16 protein-coding genes are annotated in these 21,320 nt (G+C 69.7%); 12 read left to right on the plus strand and 4 right to left on the minus strand.

Annotated features, from left to right (window positions below; all coding sequences use genetic code 11):
• Positions 1–99 precede the first annotated feature (99 nt).
• A complete protein-coding gene (flgA, locus tag BLP83_RS13570; protein ID WP_091243924.1) occupies positions 100–765 on the minus strand; it encodes a flagellar basal body P-ring formation chaperone FlgA in 666 nt (221 codons plus the stop codon).
• Between the two features lie 288 nt (positions 766–1,053).
• On the opposite strand from flgA, the gene BLP83_RS13575 reads away from it, so the two are divergent.
• The 12 genes from BLP83_RS13575 (at position 1,054) to flgL (ending at position 12,568) form a co-directional block, all read left to right on the plus strand.
• A complete protein-coding gene (locus BLP83_RS13575; protein ID WP_091243805.1) occupies positions 1,054–1,989 on the plus strand; it encodes a chemotaxis protein in 936 nt (311 codons plus the stop codon).
• Positions 1,990–2,113: 124 nt separating this feature from the next.
• Positions 2,114–2,521: a flagellar basal body rod protein FlgB gene (gene flgB / locus BLP83_RS13580; RefSeq protein ID WP_091243807.1), complete on the plus strand. Its 408-nt coding sequence runs from the start codon at positions 2,114–2,116 to the stop codon at positions 2,519–2,521.
• A gap of 5 nt (positions 2,522–2,526) precedes the next feature.
• A complete protein-coding gene (gene flgC / locus BLP83_RS13585) occupies positions 2,527–2,937 on the plus strand; it encodes a flagellar basal body rod protein FlgC (protein WP_091243810.1) in 411 nt (136 codons plus the stop codon).
• A 30-nt stretch (positions 2,938–2,967) separates the two neighbouring features.
• Positions 2,968–3,627: a flagellar hook assembly protein FlgD gene (locus BLP83_RS13590; protein WP_091243813.1), complete on the plus strand. Its 660-nt coding sequence runs from the start codon at positions 2,968–2,970 to the stop codon at positions 3,625–3,627.
• Between the two features lie 23 nt (positions 3,628–3,650).
• A complete protein-coding gene (flgE, locus tag BLP83_RS13595; RefSeq protein WP_091243815.1) occupies positions 3,651–4,883 on the plus strand; it encodes a flagellar hook protein FlgE in 1,233 nt (410 codons plus the stop codon).
• A gap of 25 nt (positions 4,884–4,908) precedes the next feature.
• Entirely contained in the window at positions 4,909–5,652 is a 744-nt protein-coding gene (locus BLP83_RS13600) for a flagellar basal body rod protein FlgF (protein ID WP_091243818.1), read from the plus strand.
• A gap of 31 nt (positions 5,653–5,683) precedes the next feature.
• A complete protein-coding gene (gene flgG / locus BLP83_RS13605; protein ID WP_091243819.1) occupies positions 5,684–6,469 on the plus strand; it encodes a flagellar basal-body rod protein FlgG in 786 nt (261 codons plus the stop codon).
• 8 nt (positions 6,470–6,477) lie between these two features.
• Positions 6,478–7,155 (plus strand): flagellar basal body L-ring protein FlgH, encoded by a 678-nt coding sequence (gene flgH / locus BLP83_RS13610; RefSeq protein WP_091243822.1) that lies wholly within the window; start codon positions 6,478–6,480, stop codon positions 7,153–7,155.
• An 8-nt stretch (positions 7,156–7,163) separates the two neighbouring features.
• Positions 7,164–8,270: a flagellar basal body P-ring protein FlgI gene (locus BLP83_RS13615; RefSeq protein ID WP_091243825.1), complete on the plus strand. Its 1,107-nt coding sequence runs from the start codon at positions 7,164–7,166 to the stop codon at positions 8,268–8,270.
• A gap of 12 nt (positions 8,271–8,282) precedes the next feature.
• Positions 8,283–9,413 carry a flagellar assembly peptidoglycan hydrolase FlgJ gene (gene flgJ / locus BLP83_RS13620; RefSeq protein WP_176764205.1) on the plus strand — a complete coding sequence of 377 codons (1,131 nt, stop codon included), beginning with the start codon at positions 8,283–8,285 and terminating at the stop codon, positions 9,411–9,413.
• Positions 9,414–9,479: 66 nt separating this feature from the next.
• Positions 9,480–11,369 (plus strand): flagellar hook-associated protein FlgK, encoded by a 1,890-nt coding sequence (gene flgK, locus BLP83_RS13625; protein ID WP_091243830.1) that lies wholly within the window; start codon positions 9,480–9,482, stop codon positions 11,367–11,369.
• A gap of 2 nt (positions 11,370–11,371) precedes the next feature.
• Positions 11,372–12,568: a flagellar hook-associated protein FlgL gene (gene flgL / locus BLP83_RS13630; protein ID WP_091243834.1), complete on the plus strand. Its 1,197-nt coding sequence runs from the start codon at positions 11,372–11,374 to the stop codon at positions 12,566–12,568.
• Between the two features lie 82 nt (positions 12,569–12,650).
• Here the strand turns inward: flgL and BLP83_RS13635 are convergent, their stop codons facing one another.
• The 3 genes from BLP83_RS13635 to BLP83_RS13645 are packed head-to-tail and all read right to left on the minus strand — an operon-like array spanning position 12,651 to position 21,087.
• On the minus strand, positions 12,651–15,524 hold the full coding sequence (locus BLP83_RS13635) for an EAL domain-containing protein (protein WP_091243836.1): 2,874 nt from the start codon (positions 15,522–15,524) through the stop codon (positions 12,651–12,653).
• The gene (locus BLP83_RS13640) at positions 15,524–15,961 is read right to left on the minus strand and encodes a response regulator (RefSeq protein ID WP_091243839.1); all 438 of its coding nucleotides are present in this window, start codon (positions 15,959–15,961) and stop codon (positions 15,524–15,526) included. Before BLP83_RS13640 ends, BLP83_RS13635 begins: the two co-directional genes overlap by 1 nt.
• Positions 15,961–21,087 (minus strand): PAS domain S-box protein, encoded by a 5,127-nt coding sequence (locus BLP83_RS13645; RefSeq protein ID WP_091243841.1) that lies wholly within the window; start codon positions 21,085–21,087, stop codon positions 15,961–15,963. The genes BLP83_RS13640 and BLP83_RS13645 overlap by 1 nt, the downstream gene beginning before the upstream one ends.
• Between the last annotated feature and the right edge of the window lie 233 nt (positions 21,088–21,320).

The following is a 21,320-nucleotide window of genomic DNA, read 5'->3' on the forward strand; positions in this document are numbered from 1 at the left end:
GCTCGCGAAGGAACTTTAGGACCCGAGTGCAAGGGTGTCGCGCGGTCGTCCCGGCGCTCTGCCATCCGGTGACCCGTGCCTGAGAGGTGGTATCGGGGCTCAAAGCAGCACCTCGACCTCACCGCGGGCATTGACCACACCGCGTACCTGCCGGCGCGAACTCAGATTCTCGACGTTCACCTGTTCGGCTTCGCCGGCCTCGCCGAGCGCCCGCCCCTGGCTGCGAACCTCAAGCCCGCCGCGACGGGCGATCAGGGTGACCTGGTCGCCCCGCCGCACGAGGCGCGGCGAGCGCAGATCGCTGGCCGAGAGCGCACTGCCGGCCGCGAGCGGACGTGCAGCGATACGGCCGATTGCCTGTTCCGGGCGCTCCAGGGCGCCGGCGGCCAGACCGGCCTGGTCGCGGGTTTCCACGCGCAGCAGGTCGGCGGTGACGGTTTGGCCCGCGGCCAGCGGGCGGGCGAGCACCAAGGTATCGCCCAAGCGCGAAACCTTGACGGGCACGAAGAGTTTCCACGCCATCGGACCATTGCAGCTGACTTCCGCCACGCCGCGGTTGCCCACGTGTGCGCTCAGGCCCGCGCTGCACTCGGGCATGCGCAGGCCGGAGTCGATGGCGGCCTCCGCGCGTACGCGCGCGTCCACCCCCGAGTCCGGCGCGACCGCCGCGATCGCCGCCGCGGCGATGCGATCGACCGGCTCGTAGCTGCCCTCGCCCCAGGCCGACAAGGGCTGGAGCATGAGGACAAAGAGCATGAGCATCAGGCGCTTGCGGAGCATGGGGCACCAGAACCGACGAGATCGATGCTACTTGCCGTGCAAACGTCATGCCGATGGACGCGCGCATGCCGGCGCGGCGTCGGCGCAAACCTTGCACGCCAGAGGTGGTTTGCCGGCGTGGCGCCTTAGCTGAGGCCTGCGCTCACCTGCCGAGGCGGAGTCAGCGCCTGCGGTGATGACGACAACACATTGATTCGACGACATCTTGCCGCCCTTCAACGGATGCGGCCGGATGTCTCCATGCGGGGCTGTCGACCCCACACAGGACTGCGTATGAGCACCGATCTGCTGGATCGCATCGAGCAACGGACCCGTCTCGCGGGCCACAACCGACTTGCCCTGCTGCTGTTCCGGCTGGGAGGGCGCCAGCTTTTTGGCGTCAATGTTTTCAAGGTGCAGGAGGTGCTCAAGCGTCCCGCGCTGCAGCCGCTGCCGCAGTCGCGGCCGCCCCTGCTGGGCCTCGCCGATATCCGCAAGCGCTCGATTCCCGTGCTGGACCTTGGTGCTGCGATCCGACATCCGGAGTCCAGCCTCGATCGTTCGGACTACCTGGTGGTCACCGAATTCAACCGCTCGGTGCAGGGCTTCCTAGTGAGTGCCGTCGAGCGGATCGTCAACATCGCCGTTGAGAACGTGAAGCCGCCGCCGGACAGCAGCGGCGGTTCCTACCTCACGGCGGTGACCCGCTACAACGAAGACCTCATCCAGATCATCGATGTGGAGAAGGTGCTGGCAGAAGTCATTGGCGGGGCGCCGCAGCTGTCCGAGGAGATGCGCCTGCAGGCGGTGGCGGGCGCCAGCGTGCGCGTGCTGATCGTCGATGACTCCCGCGTGGCCCAGCACCAGATCCAGGGCGTGGTCGAAACCCTGGGCGCAAGCTGCGTCCTGTTGCCGGACGGCCGCAGGGCGCTGAATCACCTGAAGGATCTGGCCAAGCGCGGCATCAAGCCCTCGGAGCACTACGCCATGGTCATTTCCGACATCGAGATGCCCGACATGGACGGCTACACCCTGACCACCGAGATCCGCCGCGACCCAGAGCTGGCCGACCTCTGGGTGATGTTGCACACCTCGCTGTCCGGCATCTTCAACACCGCCATGGTTGAGCATGTGGGTGCCAATGCCTTCGTGGCCAAGTTCAGCCCGGACGATCTCGCCGAGGGCGTGCTCGACCGCTTCGAGATGCTGGGGCTGACCGAAGAGGTGTAGTTCCGTCGTCGTCGCCGGCAGACGCACCGCCACAAAAATGACGTCAGAACTCTGACAAAACCTCTGGCACAGCTCTTGCCGTTGTCCCGGCGAGCCTGGAAACAGGCGTTCCGGAGAGCCGGACATGAGCGAGTCCAACCCCATCGGCGGCAACCTGTTCGGCGTGCATGGCGCGGCCCTGAGCCTGCGCCAGCAGCGTCTGCAGGTGCTGGCCTCCAACATCGCCAACGCCGACACGCCGCACTACAAGGCGCGCGATGTCGACTTCCACGCGGCCCTGCGGCGCGCCATGGGCGAGTCCCCGCCGGGAACGCCGGCCCAGACCCAAGCCGGGCACCAGGGCGGCGTCACCGAGGTCGGGCCCGACGGCCTGGTCTACCGCCTGCCTCTGCAGCCCAGCCTGGACGGCAACACCGTCGACGCCGAGTACGAGAAGGCCGCCTTCGCCCGCGCCGCGCTCGAGTACCGCGCCAGCCTGAGCTTCGTCGATGGTCGCGTCCGCAAGCTCATGACCGCGATCACCGGGAGCTGACCGCCATGCCTTCGATGAAGCTCTTCGACATCGCTGGCCAGGCCATGGCCGCGCAGTCGGTGCGCCTGAGCACCGTGGCCAGCAACCTTGCCAACGCCGGCAACGTCACCGGCGACCCGCAGGCCGTCTACAAGCCGGTCGAGCCAGTGTTCGCAAGCCAAGTGCTCGATCCGTCCCAGCCGGGGCTCGCCGGCGTGCGCGTCAGCCGGATCGAGCAGAGCCAGGCCGAGCCGCTGAAGCGCTACGAGCCCGGCAACCCGCTGGCCGATGCGCAGGGCTACGTCTATGCGCCGGACATCGATCCCGTCGCGCAGATGGTCAACATGATCTCCGCGGCCCGCGCCTACCAGGCCGACGTGGAGATGCTCAACACGGGCAAGGAACTCGCCCTCGCCACCCTCAACCTGGGCCGCTGATCGCGCGCCTGCAAGCATCGGAGCAACGCCATGAGCGTCAACAGTGCCGACATGTACGCCCAGCTGGGCGTGAGGCAGCAGGGCTCGATCGGGCCGCAGCGGCGGACCGAGATGGGGCAGGAGGACTTCCTGCGCCTGATGACCGAGCAGCTGAAGAACCAGGATCCGCTGAAGCCCATGGAGCAGGGCGAGTTCATCGGCCAGATGGCCCAGTTCTCGACGGTCAAGGGCATCGAGCAGATGAACACCGGTCTGCAGAACCTCGGCCTGATGTTCGGGGAGTCGCAGGCGCTGCAGGCCGCCTCCATGGTCGGCCGTAGTGCCTATATCGGCACCGACATCGCCACCCTTGAGGGCGAATCGGGCGTGCAGGGTGCAGTGACTGCGCCAGGCCCCGGCCCGGTGACCGTCGAGGTGCGCACCCCCGGCGGCCAGCTGGTGCGCAGTTTCGTGGTCGAGGCCCGCGCCGGCGGCGCCGCCGACTTCCACTGGGATGGCCTGAACGCCAACGGCCAGCCGGCCGCCAATGGCGAGTACCGCATCACCGCCAAGCAGAACGCCACCGCCGCCCAGGTGCAGGTGGCGACCCGCATCGACAGCGTTTCCTACACCTCGCAAGGGGTGGTTCTGAACCTGGTCGGGGTCGGCCCGACCACCTTTGACCGCATCACCCGCATCGGACAGGCCTGAGAGGCCGGAAGAGGACAACCGCCATGAGCTTTCGCATCGCATTGAGCGGCCTGAACGCCGCTTCCGCCGGCCTCAACACCACGGCCAACAACATCGCGAATGTCAACACCGTCGGCTTCAAGCGCTCGCGCGCCGAGTTCGGTGATCTGTTCGCCAACTCGGGCTATGGCCTGCAGCGCAATGCCATCGGCGCTGGCGTGCGGGTGACGAACATCGCCCAGCAGTTCTCACAGGGCACGATCAATTTCACCGACAACGCCCTGGACATGGCGATCTCGGGCAACGGCTTCTTCACCCTGAACCGTGGTGGCGAAATCGTCTACTCGCGCGCCGGCAACTTCGGCGTCGATCGTGCCGGCTATGTGGTGAATCCGGTCGGCGACCGCCTGCAGGTGTTTCCGCCGACGGTGTCGGCGACGGGTCAGATCACCGGCTTCAACAATGGCCAGCTGGCCGACCTGCGCCTCGCTCTGGGTGAGGCGCCGCCGCTGGCCAGCTCGCTGGTCGAGATGGGCACCAACCTGCCCGCCGATGCCGTGCCGCCCGCGCTCACGCCCTTCAACGCGGCGGATGCCCAGACCTACAACTTCGCCACCACGGTGACGGTCTACGACTCGCTGGGTGTCTCCCACAACGCCACCTTCTACTACGTCAAGACCGCGAACCCCGGCGAGTGGGAGCTCTACACCCAGATCGACGGCACCCCGGTGGGCGGCGCGCAAACCTTGCAGTACGGCCCCGCCGGCGAGCTGCTCGCGCCCGCTACCGGAGAGATCGCGCTGCCGCCCTACACGCCCACCACGGGCGCCAATGACATCACCTTGACCCTGCAGCTCGGCGAGTCGACCCAGTACGGCAGCACTTTCTCGGTGAATCGCCTGGTGCAGGACGGCTATCCGACGGGCCGCCTGTCGAACCTCGATATCTCCGAGGAGGGCATCGTCTCGGCCCGCTACACCAATGGCCAGGCCATCCCGCTCGGGCAGATCGCGATGACCGGCTTCTCCAACGTGCAGGGCCTGCAGAAGCTCGGTGACACCAGCTGGGGCGAGACCAGCGAGTCCGGACAGCCGCAGCGCGGCGCACCCGGCAGCGCCAACCTGGGTCTGCTGCAGGCGGGTGCATTGGAGGCCTCGAACGTCGACATCACCGAGCAGCTGGTCGAGATGATCAACGCGCAGCGCAACTTCCAGGCCAACGCGCAGATGATCTCGACCGCCGACCAGATCACCCAGACCGTGATCAACATCCGCTGATCGCTGAACGCACGGAGCCGGCGCCATGGACAAGTCCCTCTACGTCGCGATGACCGGTGCCGCCAGCACCCTGCGTGCGCAGGGGGCGGTGTCGCAGAACCTCGCCAATGTCAGCACGCCCGGTTTCCGGGCGCTGCTGTCGCATACCGAGACCTTCAAGATCGAAGGTCATGGCCTGAAGTCGCGCTACGACGCCACCGGCGTCGACGGCGGCTTCGACAATCGCATGGGCCCGCTGCTGTCGACCGGCAAGGACACCGACGTCGCCCTGCGCGAAGGCCTGTGGCTGGCCGTGGCCGATGGCGAGGGCAACGAGGCCTACACCCGCGGCGGCGAGCTGCAGGTCAACCAGAACGGCCTGCTCACGACCGCGGGCGGGCGCCCGGTGCTGGGTGAGAACGGCCCGATCGCGATCCCGCCGCACGCCAAGCTCGAGATCGCCGGCGACGGCAGCATCTCGATCGTGCCCTTGGGGCAGGGCCCCGAGACCCAGGCCATCGTCGCCCGCATCAAGGTCGTCGAAGCGCCCGCGGCCGAAATCACTCGCGGCCCGGATGGCCTGTTCCGCCGCAGCGACGGCGAGCCCGCAGCACCGGTGGGTGGCGCGGTGCTGATGACCGGCGTCATCGAAGGCAGCAACGTCAATGCCAGCGATGCGCTGGTGAAGATGATCGAACTCTCGCGCAGCTTCGAGATGCAGATCCGCTCGATCAAGACCGCGGACGAAAACGCCCGCGCCAGCAACAGCCTGCTGCGGATGGGCGGCTGAGCCCGCCCACGACCGGCATCGGAGTATCGCCATGTTCCAGTCCCTGTGGGTTGCCAAGACCGGTCTCGATGCGCAGCAGACGCGCATGACGGTCACCTCGAACAACCTCGCCAACGTCAACACGACGGGCTTCAAGCGCGGTCGCGCCAGCTTCGAGGATCTGCTCTACCAGAACATCCGCCAGCCGGGCGGCGCCTCCTCGCAGCAGACCGAGCTGCCCTCGGGCCTGACCACCGGCACCGGCGTGCGCGTGGTCTCGACGCAGAAGAACTTCATCCAGGGCAACCTGCTGCAGACCGGCAACGCGCTGGATCTCGCCATCAACGGCCGCGGCTTCTTCGAGGTACTGCTGCCTGACGGCAGCACCGCCTACACCCGCGACGGCAGCTTCCAGATCAATAACCAGGGCCAGATGGTCACCGCCTCGGGCTACACCCTGCAGCCGGGCATCCAGATTCCCGAAGGCGCGCAGAGCGTGACCATCGGCAACGACGGCACGGTCTCGGTGCAGCTCGCCGGCCAGGCCCAGCCGGTCCAGATCGGCAATGTCAGCCTGACCGACTTCATCAATCCCGCCGGCCTGCAGGCTAAGGGCGAAAACCTGTTCGTCGAGACCGGCGCCAGCGGCCCGGCCCAGCAGTCGACGCCCGGCCTGAATGGCCTGGGCCTGCTGCAGCAGGGGGCGCTCGAGAGCTCCAACGTCAACGTGGTCGAGGAGCTGGTCAGCATGATCGAGACCCAGCGCGCCTACGAGATGAACGCCAAGGCCATCTCGACCACCGACGGCATGCTGGCCTACCTGAACAACAACCTGTGAGCCCGGCCATGATCGCGCGCACCGCCACTGTTGCCTGCTTCCTGCTGCTGACTGCCTGCGCTGCCAGCGGCCCCAGCCTGCCGCCGGCCGGCTTCGAGCCCAGCTACCCCTCGAACGCGCAGGCGCCACTGCCTGCGCCCGGCGCGATCTATCGCGGCGGTGGCACCGGCGGGCTGTCGCTGTTCGCCGACCAGAAGGCGCGCAACGTCGGCGACATCCTCACCGTGCAGCTGGTCGAGCGCACCCAGGCCAGCGCCACCTCCAGCACCAACACCTCGAAGAACTCGACTGTCGCGGTGCCGGCGCCAACCCTGTTCGGCGCGCCGACCACCATCGGCGGCCGCACGCTGGACTCCGAGCTGGGCGCTGAAAGTGAATTCGACGGCAGCGGCAACTCCAGCCAGAGCAATCGCCTCGACGGCAGCGTGACCGTGACGGTGGCCGAGCGCCTGCCCAACGGCTATCTGGTGATCCGCGGGCAGAAGTGGATCCGCATCAACCAGGCCAATGAGCACATCCAGATCCAGGGCATCGTGCGCCCGGCCGACATCGGTCCCGACAACACCATCCTGTCCTCGCGCGTGGCGGACGCGCAGATCGCCTATCGCGGTCGCGGCAGCCTGGCCCAGGCCAACGCCCAGGGCTGGCTGACGCGCTTCTTCCAGTCCGCCGCTTTCCCGATGTGAGGTGCCCCATGCGCCGCCTGATTTCCGCTGCCTTCATCGGCCTGCTGCTGGCGACGACGCCGGCCGCTGCCGAGCGCGTCAAGGACATCGCCCGCGTCAATGGCGTGCGCAGCAACCCGCTGATCGGCTATGGCCTGGTGGTGGGCCTGAACGGCACCGGCGACCAGACCTCGCAGGCGCCGTTTACGGTGCAGAGCCTGAAGACCATGCTCAACGAGCTGGGCGTGACCATTCCGCCCGGCGTCAACCCGCAGCTCAAGAACGTCGCGGCGGTGGCGATCCACGCCGAACTGCCGCCCTTCGCCAAGCCAGGGCAGACCATCGACATCACCGTTTCATCGCTCGGCAATGCCGGCAGTCTGCGCGGCGGCTCCTTGCTGATGACGCCGCTGAAGGGTGCCGACGGCGAGGTGTATGCCATCGCCCAGGGCAACTTGGTCGTCGGTGGCTTTGGCGCACAAGGCGCGGACGGCTCGCGCATTTCGGTGAACGTGCCGAGCGCCGGGCGTATTCCCAACGGTGCGATCGTCGAGCGCGCGGTGCCGGATGGGATGAGCGTGAACGGTGAGGAACTGGTGCTGGATCTGCATCGCGCTGACTTCACCACGGTTCAACGCCTGGTCGAGACGGTGAACCGGGTCTACGGGCCGGAAACGGCGCGCGCCGTCGATGGCGGCAGCGTGGCGGTGCGTGCGCCTTTCGACGTGTCGGCGCGGGTCGGCTTCATGGCGCAGCTCGAGAACCTGGAACTCACGCCCGGCGACGCACCTGCGAAGGTCGTGGTCAATGCGCGCACCGGCACCATCGTGATCGGTGCCGGCGTGCGGGTCATGCCCGCGGCGGTGGCGCATGGCTCGCTCACCGTGAGCATTGCCGAGCGTGTCGAAGTCAGCCAGCCCAATCCGCTGGCCGAGGGCGAGACCGTGGCCGCACCCGCCAGCAACGTGCAGGTCGAGCAGAAGGAGAGTCGCATGGTGCTGATGGAAGGCGGCACCTCGCTGGAAGAGATCGTGCGCGCGGTCAACGAGGTCGGCGCCGCGCCGGGCGATCTGATCGCCATCCTCGAAGCCCTGAAGCAGGCCGGCGCGCTGCGCGCCGAGCTGGAGATCATCTGAGGCTCGATGGCGATGGACACGCGCATTCCCGATCTGGCGCTGATGAACCGGCTGGCGACCACCGCGCCCGCCGCGCCCAAAGCTGGCGACAAGCTGGCCGACACCGCGCGCCAGTTCGAGGCCCTGTTCGTCGAGCAGATGCTGAAGACGATGCGCGAGTCCTCGCTGGGTGAGGGCGATGCGCTGTTCCCGGGCCAGTCGGGTCTGTTCCGCGAAATGCACGACCGCGAGGTGGTGAAGAGCGCGAGCCAGGGCGCGGGCTTCGGACTTGCGCCGTTGATCGAGCGCTCGCTGCGCCAGCAGCAGGCGGCGCTGGAGGGCCGCAGCGCCGAGGATGCCCCGGCGCTGCATGTGGCTCAGCCGGGCCGCGCCTATTCGCTCGACGGCTATGCCCGGCTGCTGCCGGCGCAGCGGGTCGATCGAGAGGCCGCCCTGCGCCAGGTCGGCGGCCGCGCCGAGGGCGCCGCCATGCCCGCGCCGCGGGTCGATGCTGGGCAGCCCCCGTCGACGCGCGAATCGCGTGCGCCGGAGCGTCCGGCCACCGCCAAGCCGCCCGGCGTGGCGGCCCTCGGCAGCGGCAAGTCGACGCCGGAGCAATTCGTCGAGCGCATCTGGCCCTACGCCCAGCGTGCGGCCCAAGCGCTGGGCGTGGATCCGCGCATGCTGGTCGCCCAGGCCGCGCTCGAAACCGGCTGGGGCCGCCATGTGCCCGCTGCGCGCGACGGCGAGGCCGGGCACAACCTGTTTGGCATCAAGGCGGGCCGCGGCTGGAGCGGCGAGCGCGCCGCGCACCTGACCCAGGAGTTCCGCGACGGCCGCATGCAGACGGAGCGCGCCGAGTTCCGCACCTACGACAGCATCGAGCAGAGCTTCAGCGATTACGTGGCCCTGCTGCGCGGCAGTCCGCGCTACGCGCCCGCCCTGGCCGCGGCCGCCGACAGCCGCGCCTATGCCTCCGCCCTGCAGCGTGCCGGCTATGCCACCGACCCGCAGTACGCCCAGAAGCTCACCGCCATCGCCCACGGCCCGCGCCTGAATCGCGCACTGGAAGCCCTGGCCGCCAATGCGCCCGCCCGCGGCGCGCCGATGCTGGCGCAGAACCTGCAGGGCGAGCCTGACCCGGCGCTCGGCTTGCGTGGCTGAACGCAGGCGGCGCGACCGCCCTCAAGTCCGGCGCGTCCTGGCCGCTAAGCCGGAAGAGGTGATCCCATGTCCGATCCGTTTTCGATAGGCACGTCCGCCCTGCTGGCTTTCCAGCGTGCCATGGCCACGGCCAGCAACAACGTCGCCAATGCGTCGACGCCGGGCTATACCCGCCAGCGTGTCGAGTTCTCTTCACGGGTCGGCCAGGGCCAGGGCTTCGGCTTCCTCGGCGCCGGCGTGCAGATCAGTGGCGTCAACCGCATGCTGAACAGCTTCCTGATCTCCCGCCTCGACGCCAGCGCCTCCGAGCTCGGTCGGCTGCAGGTGCTGTCGGGGCTGGCGACCCGCGTCGACCGCGTGGTCAGCGAGTCGGGCACCTCGCTGTCGCGGCCGATCTCCGATTTCTTCGATTCCGCGCAAGGGGTGGCCACCGAGCCGACCTCGGCGGCGGCGCGGCAGTCCATGCTGGACGGCGGCGAGAACGCCGCGGCGCGCTTCCGTGCCCAGGCCAACCAGCTGAACCAGCTGGATCTCGAAACCGGCCAGCGCATCGGCAACACCGTCACCGAGGTCAACAGCCTCACCGCGCAGATCGCCCGCCTGAACCGCGACATCGTGCGCGCCCGCGGCGAGTTCAACCAGCCGCCCAACGACCTGCTCGACCAGCGCGACCAGGCGGTGCGCGAACTTTCCGCCAAGATCGGGGTGATCACCTTCGAGCAGGACGACGGCGCGATGAACGTGCAGACGGCCTCGGGCGCCAGCCTCGTGCTCGGCAACAGTTCGCAGACCATCAGCGTGACCCGCGATCCCTTCCGCCTCGACCGCCAGCAGCTCAGCATCACCAGCGCGCTCGGCGAGAACAGCCTGCCCACCGCGGGCCTGGGGGGCGAGCTGGCGGGCCTGTTCAACTTCCGCAACCAGGTCATCGACCCCGCGATGGCCCAGCTCGGGCGCATGGCGATCGGCCTCACCGAATCCTTCAACGCGCAGCAGCGCGCGGGCGTCGACTTCAACGGCAACCTCGGCACCGATTTCTTCCGGCCGATCGCGCCCACCGTGCTGCCCTCGACCAACAATGCGGGCACCGCCAACTTCACGGCGAACATCAGCGATGTCGGCGCAATGACCGGCCGCGACATCGTGCTGCGCTGGGATGGCGCCAACTGGCAGGCGCGGCTGGCCTCGACCGGTGCCGCGCTGCCAATGACCGGCAGCGGTACCGCCGCCGATCCCTTCATCGTTGAAGGCGTGAGCCTCGAAGTCACGGGCACGCCGGCGGTGGGTGACGACATCCAGGTGCGCACGGCCTCGGATGCCGCGCGCCAGATGGCCATGGCGATGACCGACCCCAACCGCATCGCGGCCGCCCTGCCGGTGCGCGCCAGCGCCTCGCTGGGCAATGCCGGCAACGGCATCCTCGGCCCGCTGCGCATCACCGATGCGGGCAACCCCAACCTGCAGGCGCCGGTGCTCATCGAGTTCACCGCGCCCGGCGTGTATTCGATCAACGGCGCCGGCGCCTTCCCCTACACCCCAGGCGACACCATCGCGGTCAACGGCTGGGAGGTCACCCTCGACGGTACGCCGGCGCCCGGCGACCAATTCAACTTCGGGCCGATGGGCGCGCGCTCCGGCGACAACGGCAATGCGCGCTTGCTGGCGAACGTCGGCAACGTCGGCCTGTTCAACGGCGGCAACCAGAACCTGACCGCCGCGCTGAGCGAGATGACCTCGCAGTTCGGCGGTGCCGCGCGCCAGGCCGAGTTCACGCTCGGCGCGCAGCAGGCCATCGACAACCAGCTGCAGACCGAGCGCGATGCGGTGTCCGGCGTCAACCTTGACGAAGAGGCCGCCAATCTCCTGAAGTTCCAGCAGTCCTACCAGGCGGCGGCGCAGATCATCAGCATCGCCAATGCAGCGTTCGACTCGCTGCTTGCGGCCGTGAGGCGATAGCCATGCGCATCTCCACCAACCTGCAGTTCACCCAGAGCCTGAACGCCCTGCTGGCGCGGCAGGCGGAATCCTTCAAGACCCAGCTGCAGCTTTCGACCGGGCAGAAGATCAACACCGCCGCGCAGGACCCTGTCGGCGCCGGCTCGATCGTCCAGCTCGACCGCGCACGCGCCGAGCTGGAGCGCTTCGGCGCCAATTCCAACGTGCTGGCAAATCGCCTCAACCTGGCGGAGGTGGCACTCACCTCCACTGGCGACCGCCTGCTGCGCGTGCGCGAGCTGGCTGTGCAGGGTTTCAACGGCACCCAGAACGCGGAGTCGCGCGCGGCCATCGCCGACGAGTTGGAGCAGCAGCTGGAGGCCCTGTTCGCGCTCGCCAACAGCGACGATGGCAGCGGCCGCTACCTGTTCGCCGGCAGCCAGGGCTCGGCCATTCCGTTCACGCCCGGCCCGGGCGGCGTGATCTACGCCGGCGACCAGGTGCAGCGGCGCGTGGATGTGTCGCCTTCGCTGTCGGTGGCCGACGTGGCGCCTGGCAGCGAGATCTTCCTGCGCGTGCCCACCGGCAACGGCACCTTCGCAGCCAGGCCGGACCCCGCCAATGCCGGCACCCTGGTGCTGGATTCGGCGGGCCTGTCGGGCAGCACGCCCTGGGCGCCGGACAACTACCGCATCGTCTTTGATGGCGCGGGTGGCTACAGCGTCGAGGACGGCGCCGCCACGGTCATCGCCACGGGCACCTACACTCCGGGCGAGGCCATCCAGTTTGGCGGTGCGCAGCTGCGCTTCAGCGGAGTGCCGGCAGCCGGCGACAGCTTCACGGTGCAGCCCTCGCCGCGGCAGGACATGTTCGCCACCGTGCAGGGCGTGATCGATGCGCTGCGCCTGCCCTCGTCGACGCCGCAGGAGCGCGCCGCGCAGCAGAACGCCTTCTTCGCCAGTCTCGAGGACCTGGCCGTGGCCCAGGACCAGATCATCGACGCCCGCAGCAAGATCGGCGCCGGTCTGAACACGCTAGACCGCACCACCGAGGAGCGCGCCTCGCAGGTGCTGAGTCTGTCGACCACGCTGTCCGAGATCCGCGATGTGAACTATGCCGAGGCCGCCAGCCGGCTCAGCCAGCAGCTGCTGATGCTGGAGGCGGCGCAGGCCACCTTCACCAAGGTGCAGGGCAACTCGCTGTTCAACTACATCCGCTGAAGCGGAGCGCGCGCCGCGACGGCGCTGCATCGTGTCCGGCGGCCGCGGGTGGCGCTTGCGCCGATCCGCGGCTCGGGGTGGATCAGCTGGTCGACTCGCGCGCCGCGCGCTCGTCGTACTGGCGATAGGCATCGCGCACCTGCTCGCGCAGGTCCTCGTCGTCCCAAGGCTTGGTCAGGAACTTGTAGATCGCGCCGCGGTTGATCGCGTCGGTCAGGGTGGCGAGGTCGGTGTAGCCCGACAGCACGATGCGCATGGTGTCGGGGTACATCTCCTTCACCCGCGACAGGAACTGGGTGCCGCTGATGCCGGGCATGCGCTGGTCGGACACGATCACCTGCACACGGTTCTTGGCCAAGAGCTCGAAGCCCTCGGTGGCATTGGTCGCGGTGTGGATCACATAGCCGTCGCGGCGCAGCACGCGCACCAGCGCACGCAAGACGTTCTCCTCATCATCAACCAGCAGCAGGCCGCGCTCGGGTCGGGCCAGGCTCATCACCATCGGCGCCACGTAGCGCTTGGCGAGCAGCGCCGTGGCTTCGTCGACCGGCAGTGGAGGGCTGAACAGGAAGCCCTGGAATTCGTCGCAGTGGTTGCGCAGCAGGTAGCCGAACTGGGCCTCGGTCTCGACGCCTTCGGCGATCACCTTCAGATGCAGCTCGTGGCCCATGGCGGTGATGGCGCGCGCGATCGCCGCCTCGCTGCCGGCCAGCGCGACGTCGCGCACGAAGCTCTGGTCGATCTTCAGGCGATCGACCGGGAAGCGCTTGAGCTGGCTGAGGCAGCTGTAGCCCAGGCCGAAGTCGTCCAGCGCCAGCTGCACGCCCAGCGCCTTCAGCTTGGACAGCACGTCGAGCGAGCGCGCCAGATTCTCGACGATGGCCGACTCGGTGGTTTCCAGTTCGAGCATGTGCGCTGGCAGGCCCGAACGCTCCAGCGCTTCTCGCACTTCATCGACGAAGCTGATGCGGTGCAGCTGCAGGGCGCTGACATTGACGCCGATGCGCAGCTCGGTGTGGCCCATGTCCAGCCAGCGCCGGCCCTGCTGGCAGGCTTCGTGCAGCACCCAGCGCCCGAGGTCGACGATGCTGCCGAGCTCCTCCGCCACCTGGATGAAGCGCAGCGGCTCGATGAGTCCGCGGTCCACGGTGCGCCAGCGCACCAGCGCCTCCATGCCGGTGATGCGGCCGTCACTGCCGTTGACCTGCGGTTGGAAGTAGAGGAGGAACTCGTTGGCGAGGATGGCGCTTTTCAGGCGGCTGCCGAGTGCCAGGCGTTCGCGCAGCTCCTCGGCATGCGAGGCCGAGGACGCCAGCACCGAGTTGCGGCCGCCGCGTTTGGAGCGGTACATGGCCGACTCCGAGCACTGGAACAGCTCGACCGGGTCGCGGGCGTTGTCCGGATGCACGGCCACGCCGATGGTGCCGGACAGGAACAGCTGCGAGCCCGCCACCGGCACGGGCACCTCCAGGGTCTCGCGGATCTGCTCGGCGATGGCCAGCGGCTCGCACTCGCCGCGACGAAAGCGCAGGGCCAGCACGAACTCGTCGGAGGTGAGTCGCCAGAGCTTGCCGGCGGCGCCGGTGACGTAGCGGATGCGCGAAGCCAAGAGCCTCAGCACTTCGTCGCCGCCGCGGTAGCCGACGCTCTCGTTGACCGACTGGAAGCGGTCGATATCGATGCACCACAGCGCGACCTGCTCGTCGGCGGCGGCGGCCTCCTCGAACAGCGGCCGCAGCGCGTCCTCGGGGTCGATGAAGCGCGGCAGGCCGGTGACCTGGTCGTGGCGGGCGAGGTAGGCGAGTTCGGCCTCGTGGCGACGGCGGTCGGTGAGGTCGGTCGAGACCCCGATGTAGTGCGTCACCTGGCCGTCGGCATCGCGCACCGGGGCCAGGGTGAGCTGGTTCCAGAACAGGCTGCCGTCGCGTCGGTAGTTGCGCAGCACCACTTCGCATTCGCCCTGCTTGACCAGGGTCTCGCGTACGGTGCGCAGGGCTTCCTGGTCGCGGTCTTCGCCCTGCATGAAGCGGCAGTTGCGGCCGAGGATGTCGGCCGCTTCGTAGCCGGTCATGCGCACGAAGGCGGGGTTCACGTAGACGGTCGGCAGGTCGGGTGCGCGCGCATCGGCGATCAGCATGCCGCTCTTGCTCGACTCGAAGGCCCGTGCCAGCAGGCGCGCCTCGGCCTCGGCCGCGCGCTTGGCGGTGACGTCGTTGATCAGCACCAGTCGCGCCGGACGGTCCTCGAAGCGGATGTCGTGGGCGGTGATCTCGACCCAGATGATGCTGCCGTCACGGCGGATGTGGCGGACGGGGCCGCGCCGGTAGGGGCCGGGCAGGCTCGCGCGCACGCCCGCCAGAAAGGCGGGCACGTCCTCGGCGGGGCGCAGGTGGGTGGAGTCCATCCGCGCGAACTCCTCGCGCGAGTAGCCGTAGTGGTCAACCGTGGCCTGGTTGACCGCGAGAAAGGCAAGGGTCTCGTTGTCACAGACCCACATCGGCATGGGATTCGACTCGAACAGCAGGCGATAGCGCGCCTCGCTGGCCTCGATCAGGCGCACATCCTCGGCGCGGTCAAGCGCGTAGCGCACCGTGCGGCCCAGCCGCTCGGCATCCAGCCCGCCCTTGACCAGATAGTCGGCGGCGCCGGCCTCCATGGCGCGCAGGTCGACCTCGCGGCTGCCCTGGCCGGTCAGCAGGATCACCGGCACACGCGAATCCGAACGCGCGACCTGCTCGATGAAGGCAATACCGCTGTCGGGGCCGATGCGATAGTCGACCAGGCAGATGTCGAAGCGCGACTCGCCGAGCAGGCGGAAGCCCTGCTCCAGGCTGCCCGCAGCCACCACCTCGGCACGGAAGTCGACGACTTCGTCGAACATCGCGCGGGCCAGGTAGACGTCGTCCTCGTCGTCGTCGATCAGCAGTACGCGGATTCGAGGAACCTCTCGTACCATCAGCGGGCGCCTCCGGTCGAGGGCGGCTGCAGCCAGCGCCTTGCGATCAGCCCGACCATGTCGAGCAGGGCGCCGTATTCGGCCGGTTTGACGAAATAGGCATCGCAGCCGGCGCGGCGGGCGCGGCTGCAGTCGTCTTCGGCCGCCGAGGTCGACATCACCACCACCGGGACCCGTGCCAGCACCGGATCGGCGCGCAGGCGGTCCAGGGTTTCGCGGCCGTCCATGCGCGGCATGTTGAGGTCGAGCAGGATCAGCCGCGGCGGCACGCCGGCTCCGCCGCCGCCCAGCGCGCGCAGCAGGCTTTCACCGTCGCCGTGGAACTCCAGCCGGCAGTCGATGCCGCACTGCTCGAAGGCGTCCGCCAGCAGGCGCTGGTCATCGCCGTCGTCTTCTGCGACCAGGATCCAGCAGGGTGGGGCGGGGGGCTTGGACATTAGGCCGAATCCTCGCAGACCCCACGCGCGCTGGAAAGAGCGCGGGAGGCTGGCAGGTCGAGCTCGAAGCGCGCGCCTTCGCCGGGGCGGCCATCGGCGCGGATCTGGCCGCCGTGGCGTTCGACGATCTTGCGCACGATGGCGAGGCCGATGCCCGAGCCCTCGTACTCGCTGCGCCCGTGCAGGCGCTGGAAGGGCGCGAAGATGCGGTCCTGGTATTTGTTCTCGAAGCCGATGCCGTTGTCCTCGATCACCAGGTGTACGCGACCGCCGCGCTGGCTGGCCGACACCCGTACCCGCGGCGCACGGCCGGGGGCGGCGAACTTCAGCGCATTGCCGAGCAGGTTCTGCAGCAGCTGGCGCATCTGCGTCGGATCGGCTTCGACCTCGGGCAGCAGGCCGGCTTCGACCACCGCGCCACTGGCCTCGATGCGGCTTTCGAGGTCGGCCAGCACCTCAGCCAGCACCCGCGACAGCGGCACGCGCTGCGGCTGGTGGGCGTTGCGCGAGACCCGCGAGTAGGCCAGCAGGTCGTTGATCAGGGTCTGCATGCGTGCCGCCGCCGAGCGCATGCGCTGGATGTAGTCGGCCGAACGCTCGTCGAGACGGTCGGCGAGGTGCAGGCGCAGGCGGTCGCCGAAGGCCTGCACCTTGCGCAGCGGTTCCTGCAGGTCGTGCGAGGCGACGAAGGCGAAGTCCTGCAGTTCCTGGTTGCGCGACTCCAGATCGGCCAGCGCGGCCTGCAGCGCGGCCTGGGCACGCCGAGCCTCGCTGACGTCGGTGCGGATCAGGAATACGCCCACCGTGCTGCCGTCGACCTTGATCGGCAGGGTGGTGTTGACCGTGTCCACCGGGCGGCCCTCGGCATCCTCGCCCTGCAGCTCGAAGCGCTGGATGTCGCCCTGCGCAGCCAGCTGGATGCGCTGCTCGAACAGGGCACCGGCCTCGCCGCCCACGAAGTCGGTGAGCGGCCGGTGGAGCAGGCTCTCGCGGCTGTGGCCGCTGCTGGATTCCGCCGCCGCATTGCAGTCCTCGATGCGGCCGCTCGGATCGAGCGCGAACACGGCGTCTGGAACCAGGGTGAACAGCGAGCGCAGGCGCTGCCGGCTGTCCTCGATGTGGCGCCTTGCAGCAGCCGTCTTGAGCGCGATCGCCGCCACCGATACCGCCGAGTCGATCGCCTGCAGCAGCTCGCGTGGCGGGGTGCCCGGCTGACCCAGGTAACAGGAGAGCACGCCGCTGACGCGGGCGTCGGTGCTCTGCACGGGCGTGGCCACGATGCAGCGGATGCCCTCTTCGCGGCAGGCCGCGTGGACCCGCTCGAAGGCCGGATCGGCCAGCACGTCTTCGGCGATGACCCGCTCGCCACGTTCAGCCGCGAGCCGGCTCGGCGCCACCCCGGGAATGCCGCTCAAGCTGCGCATGATCTGTTGGAAGTCGGCGCCCAGAGAGGGGGCGGCAAGTCCCGTGGCGCCGCGGCTCAAATCCAGCCCGTAGGCAATCGCTACGCGCGTGTCGTGGGCGCTCTCCAGGTGCTGTGCCAGGGCGTTCAGGGTCTGCTCCAGCGGCAGGCCGGCAGCGATCCCGCGGAGCAGTTCGATCTTCTCCTGCTCGCGTTCCTGCGCTTCGCGCTGGCGGGTGATGTCCTGCATGGTGCCGAGTAGGTAGACCGGCCGCCCCTCGGCATCGCGGGCGATCTCGGCCTGGGTGTGCACCCACAGTTCGCGACCGTCGGGGTGGCAGATGCGGTAGTCGATCTCGAACACCCGCGAGCCCTGAATTGCGTCGAGGAAGACCTCGCGCAGGCGCGGGCGGTCGTCGGGGTGCAGTCGGTCCTTGGCGCTTTCGACCTCGAGCGGGCCCTGCTCCATGCCGAGGATGCGCCGGCCCACTTCGGAGGCCTCGAAGTCGACGATCTCGCCGCCGAGGAAGTGCAGTTCCCAGGTGCCGAGGCCGGCCACCCGCTCCGCGCCCGCCAGCAGGGTGCGATTGCGGGACAGCGCGTCGAGCTGCTGCTGCAGGTCGGCGCGGGTGGCCTGCAGCGCCTCGATCAGATCGGCCCAGTCGCGGGCCAGGGCCAGGATCTGGCCAAACTGGTCCAGCACCTCGAGTTCGTCCAGGCCGAACTCGCCCTCGTTCGGGCAGGACAGCAGCAGGTGGCCGCCGGCGTGGCCGGCCGGCGAGCGCAGCGGCACGCTCAGCAGACCCGACAGCGGTAGCTCCAGTGCAGCCAGGCTGAGCTCGCCATAGGCCGTGTGCGCAAGCAGTTCGACCGTGCTCAGCCGGCGCGGGCCCGCGCCCACCAGCAGGCGGAGGAAGCCCAGGGTGGCGTTATCGACGCCGCGCGGCCAGGCGAAGCCCGGGCGCACATCGACCAGCATGTCGCGACCGGCCTCAAGGCTGTCGTCCGGCGCTTCGAGCAGCAGGGCCACGCCGGCATCGAAGGCGCGGCGCACCTCGGTCAGCAGCACCGGCACCAGGTCGGGGTCGCCGAGCTTCTGGCTGGCCAGCAGCGAGACCTGGTGCAGCGACTGCAGCTGTCGCGCCTGCCGCTCGGAGCGGGCGAGCGCGGCCTGCAGCTCCTGCGCCTGGCGCTTCTGCGCACTGATGTCCTGCAGGGTGCCGGAGATCGCGCGGATGCGGCCGCTGCTGTCGCGTTCGGCTCGCGCCAGGCTGAGCGCATCCACCCAGTGCCCGTCGCTGCGCTGCACGCGATGCTCGATCAACAGTTCGCGACCCTCGCTGAGCAGTGCGTCGAGGGCTGCCGACAGGGGCGCGCGCTGCACCGCCGGCACATGCTGCAGCAGAAGGTCGCGCGAGGGCGGCAGCTGGCCCGGTACGAGACCGAGGACGCGGTAGAGCTCGTCGCTCCACAGCCAGCTGTCGCGGAACAGGTCATAGCGCCAGCTGCCGACCCGGGCCAGGCGCTGCGCGCCGCGCAGGGCGGCCTCGCTGGTCGCCAGCTCCTCGGCGCGCTGGCGCTGCTCGCCGATATCGCGCAGCAGCACCGCGAGCCCGTTGGGGTGGGCGAAGGCGCGCACTTCGAGCCAGGTCCGCGCCTGTGGATTGAAGGCCTCGAAGCGGGTTTCGGTGGTCTGCCCCAGTGCCCGAGCCAGTTCGACGACGCGGCCCTCGCCGGCCAGTTCGGGCCACAGCCCGGCGAGGCTCACGTTTGGCGGCAGCTCGCCCTCGCCCGAGAGCATGCGTGCCGCCTGCAGGTTGGCGAAGGACACCCGCAGGTCGCGGTCGAGAAAGAGGAAGCCGTCGCTGATGCTGGACAGGATCAGGCCGATCTCGTCGAGCGAGCGATCAAGCGCGGTTTCAGTGGCCTCGCGGGCTGCGACTTCGCGCTCCAGGCCGCGGGCGATCGATTCGGCGTTGCGCGCGCGCTGCTGGGCGACCAGGGCCAGGCGCAGCGCAGCGGCGAGGCTGCCGCCGAGCAGCAGACCCATCACCAGCACCAGCGAAGGCAGCCGCGAGCCCATCAGCTGGACCAGCCCGGGCTGCGGCGCCACGTGCAGGGTCCAGCCCTGGCCGAGGCCGGCGAGCGGGCGCTGGACGTCGCCGCCGTCGCGCAGGTCTTCGGCAACGCCGAGCACCGTCTGTCCATCCTGCGACAGCGCCACCGCGAACTGCCTCGGATCCGCCTGCAGGGCCGGTTCGAGCAGTCGCCCGGCGTCGACCAGCAAGCGCAGACGTTGGCCGGGCTGGCGGCCGGCGGCCGAGACGATCATCCACGTCGGCCGCCCCGCGCCGAGCAGGGGCGAGGCCTCGATCGGCCGCTCCTCCAGCAGCTGCAGGAACAGCGCACGCAGGCGACTCTCCTGCCGCTCAAGCTGTGCTGACAGGGCGGGATCGCGCAGGCGCCAGCCGCTGCCGCGTGCGCCGGCGATGGCGATCACCGCGGGCTCGCTCTCCGCCAGCCCCAGCAGCGCTTCCTCGCCCAGGGTCGGTGCCAGCTGCAGGCTGCGGCTGAACTGGTCGAGACGCTGCTGCAGGCTGCCCTGCAACAGGTCCGCGACCGTCGCCGTGGCGCGCTCGATGCGCAGGGTGTTGTCGGGCAGCACGGCGCGCCAGCCGATCACCCCGAGCAGGACGGTCATGGTGCCCAAGGTCGCCGGCAGCCAGGCTGCCAGCGGTCGCTGCGCATCGCGACCGATGTCCGACAGCAGCACGAGGGCGAGGCCCAGCCCGAACTGGCCCAGCGAAGCCAGCGGCCCCAGCGCCTTGGCTTCGCCCCAGGGGTTCAGACGATCGGTCTCGAGCAGGAAGCCGAGCAGCCCGAGTGCGGCGATCAGCATCAGCAGCAGGCCGCTGGCCCAGGCCGCGGTGCGCCAGCCCAGTCGTCGCTGTCGACGCTGCAGGCTGAACAGGCCGACACAGGCCAGGGCCAGGGACAGGCCAGCGCTCAAGGGCAGCGGCGGCGCGATCGCCGCGGGACCCAGGTTGGGCGCGAGCCAGCCGGCGCCGGTGGCCAGGGACAGCGTGACCAAGGCGAGGAGCAAGCCGCCCGCCAGGCGCCTGCGCTCGCCGGCGATCGCAACCAGGCACAGCGCCGCCGCCCCGGCAGCGACGGGGCCCAGCAGGTCGAGCGTGATCATCGGCAAGCGCCCGCACAGGTCGACCCACGCAGCGGCGAGGGCAAAAGCCGTGGCCAGCCGCGCGCCCTCGCGCAGACCGGGCGCGCGCGGCAAGCCCCGCCGCAGCAGGGCGGAGCCGAGGCCGATCGAGGCACAGGCGAGCAGCAGGGGAAAGGCCCCGAGCGAGCCGCCGGCCGTGCGACCGCCCAGCACGCCCAGCGCGTCCAGCCCGCCCAGCAGCAGCACGGCACCGCCGCCCATGCTGAGCAGGCTCTGTCGGGCCGTGCTTGGCGAGCGGCCCATGCCGACCGCGGCCGCCAGCGAGGCTGCCGCCAGCAGGGCCAGCGGCGGCGACCAGGCCGTGCCGTTCAGCTGTTCCCAGGCAAGCACGAGCAGGCCGAGGCCGCCCACGGCCCAGGCCTGGGCAGCCATCAGTCCGCGCAGGTTTGGCAGCGGCCACAGCACGGCCAGACAGGCGAGGATCGCCCAGGCGGCAGTGACCGCCGCACTCCACAGGCCGAGTCCGCCCGAGCCCAGCGACAGCATCAGAGCGAGGGCGCCGGCAGCAGCGGCCAGCAGCGCGGGCAGGCGTATCGGTGGTCGGGCTGTATCCAGGGGGATCCTCCGCGCAGGAGCGCCCAAGCTTACTGAACGCAGACCCGCGTGGACGCGTCGCGCGGCACGCGACATGCACGTGACAGGTGCCCCCGCGCGCCGCTCACCCAGGCCGCGGCCCACCGATTCCCCCACAGGTGCCCCGTAACCGTGAAGACGCGAGG

Source organism: Aquimonas voraii (genome assembly GCF_900101825.1).
Taxonomy (GTDB): Bacteria; Pseudomonadota; Gammaproteobacteria; order Xanthomonadales; family Xanthomonadaceae; genus Aquimonas; species Aquimonas voraii.

What these genes read in the sequence shown, in the direction of transcription:
- flgE (WP_091243815.1), top strand. Translation starts at nt 3,651, where the DNA reads ATGAGCTTTCGCATCGCATTGAGCGGCCTGAACGCCGCTTCCGCCGGC.
- BLP83_RS13590 (WP_091243813.1), top strand. Translation starts at nt 2,968, where the DNA reads ATGAGCGTCAACAGTGCCGACATGTACGCCCAGCTGGGCGTGAGGCAG.
- flgJ (WP_176764205.1), top strand. Translation starts at nt 8,283, where the DNA reads ATGGACACGCGCATTCCCGATCTGGCGCTGATGAACCGGCTGGCGACC.
- BLP83_RS13645 (WP_091243841.1), bottom strand. Translation starts at nt 21,087, where the DNA reads ATGCTGTCGCTGGGCTCGGGCGGACTCGGCCTGTGGAGTGCGGCGGTC.
- flgC (WP_091243810.1), top strand. Translation starts at nt 2,527, where the DNA reads ATGCCTTCGATGAAGCTCTTCGACATCGCTGGCCAGGCCATGGCCGCG.
- flgK (WP_091243830.1), top strand. Translation starts at nt 9,480, where the DNA reads ATGTCCGATCCGTTTTCGATAGGCACGTCCGCCCTGCTGGCTTTCCAG.
- flgL (WP_091243834.1), top strand. Translation starts at nt 11,372, where the DNA reads ATGCGCATCTCCACCAACCTGCAGTTCACCCAGAGCCTGAACGCCCTG.
- BLP83_RS13615 (WP_091243825.1), top strand. Translation starts at nt 7,164, where the DNA reads ATGCGCCGCCTGATTTCCGCTGCCTTCATCGGCCTGCTGCTGGCGACG.
- BLP83_RS13600 (WP_091243818.1), top strand. Translation starts at nt 4,909, where the DNA reads ATGGACAAGTCCCTCTACGTCGCGATGACCGGTGCCGCCAGCACCCTG.
- BLP83_RS13635 (WP_091243836.1), bottom strand. Translation starts at nt 15,524, where the DNA reads ATGGTACGAGAGGTTCCTCGAATCCGCGTACTGCTGATCGACGACGAC.
- flgH (WP_091243822.1), top strand. Translation starts at nt 6,478, where the DNA reads ATGATCGCGCGCACCGCCACTGTTGCCTGCTTCCTGCTGCTGACTGCC.
- flgB (WP_091243807.1), top strand. Translation starts at nt 2,114, where the DNA reads ATGAGCGAGTCCAACCCCATCGGCGGCAACCTGTTCGGCGTGCATGGC.
- flgG (WP_091243819.1), top strand. Translation starts at nt 5,684, where the DNA reads ATGTTCCAGTCCCTGTGGGTTGCCAAGACCGGTCTCGATGCGCAGCAG.
- BLP83_RS13640 (WP_091243839.1), bottom strand. Translation starts at nt 15,961, where the DNA reads ATGTCCAAGCCCCCCGCCCCACCCTGCTGGATCCTGGTCGCAGAAGAC.
- BLP83_RS13575 (WP_091243805.1), top strand. Translation starts at nt 1,054, where the DNA reads ATGAGCACCGATCTGCTGGATCGCATCGAGCAACGGACCCGTCTCGCG.